Here is a 1,453-nt window from a genome sequence, read left to right on the forward strand (position 1 = left end):
CAATACCGGTGACTTTGGGGCTTTCGGGTCGTTGAGTGTGGTGTGCCAAGGCCTGGACAGGTGAAGTCGTCGTTGGATGACCGGCTTTCGGATCGGATCGCGATTGGGGTGCTGACCCGTGCGTTTCCGCCGGAGTTGGTGGATGAGGTGGTCGCGGGATGTGGCCGGGCCGAGCAGCGTCAACGGCTGCTGCCGGCCCGGGTGGTGGTCTATTTCGTGCTGGCGATGTGCCTGTTCTCCGGGCAGGGCTATGAGGAGGTTGCCCGACTTTTGACGCACGGGCTGGAGCGGATGGGCCGGTGGAAGGGGACCTGGCGGGTGCCGACCACCGCGGCGATCGGCCGGGCCCGGCTGCGACTCGGCCCGGAGCCGCTGAAGGCACTGTTTGCCCGGGTGTGCCAGCCGATGGCGACCGAGGAGACGAGCGGGGCCTGGTATCGGGGGTGGCGGCTGGTCGCGGTGGACGGCACCACTTTCGACGTGCCGGACACCGAGGCCAACACCGCCTTCTTCGGCCGCCCGGGAGTCAGCCGCGGGCAGGAGAAGAGCGCGTATCCGCAGGTGAGGGTGGCTGCGCTGGCCGAGTGTGGCACGCACGCAGTCTTCGCGGCCCAGGCCGGGCCGCTGGCTGTCCATGAAACCGAGCTGGCCCAGCGCCTGTTCAGCTCACTGACACCGGGGATGCTGCTGCTGGCCGACCGGGGCTTTCGTGGCTTTGACCTGTGGCGGGCCGCCGCCGCAACCGGCGCCGATCTGCTGTGGCGGGTCAAGAACGACGCCGTACTTCCCGTCCGGGCCCTGCTGGAGGACGGCTCCTACCTCTCGGAGATCGTCGCGGCCCGGGACAAGAACCGTCGCGCGGACCCGGCGCGGGTCCGGGTGATCGAGTACACGCTCGGCCGCGACGGCAGCGGCACGGTGTACCGGCTGATCACCACAGTCCTGGATCCGCGGGCCGCGTCGGCCGCGTCGCTGGCCGCGCTGTATGCCCAGCGATGGGAGATCGAGAACACGCTGGATGAGATCAAGACCCATCTCGGAGGCCCTCGCCTCGTCCTGCGCTCCCAGCATCCCCGCGGGGCCGAGCAGGAGATCTTCGCCTTCCTCCTGGTGCACCACGCCCTGCGGGACCTGATGCACCAGGCCGCACAGCAAGCGGACCAAGATCCCGACCGGGTCTCCTTCACCCGCACCCTGCGCGTCGTCCGCCGCCACGTCACCGACCAGGCGGCATTTTCCCCCCTCCCGGCTGGCCCGGGCACTGGTCACGGCCCTGGATGAGATCCGCGAACGGCTTTTGTCACCCCGACGGTTGCGCTCCAGCCCGCGCGTCATCAAACGCAAGATGTCCAACTGGAAGCTCAAACGCGCCGAGCACCACAATCCGCCCCGGCCGGACACTCCCTACGTGACCCTGGTCGGGCCGACCAAGGCCAGGCCGACCCGCCGGAAA

The 1,453-nt window shown here is 69.2% G+C and carries 1 protein-coding gene; it reads left to right on the plus strand.

What is annotated here, in order from left to right:
• The first annotated feature begins 42 nt into the window (after nt 1-42).
• The gene (locus FPZ41_RS46495; protein ID WP_322621600.1) at nt 43-1,281 is read left to right on the plus strand and encodes an IS4 family transposase; all 1,239 of its coding nucleotides are present in this window, start codon (nt 43-45) and stop codon (nt 1,279-1,281) included.
• The last annotated feature ends 172 nt before the right edge of the window (nt 1,282-1,453 follow it).

The sequence above is a fragment of the Streptomyces acidicola genome, assembly GCF_009377235.1.
Taxonomy (GTDB): Bacteria; Actinomycetota; Actinomycetes; order Streptomycetales; family Streptomycetaceae; genus Streptomyces; species Streptomyces acidicola.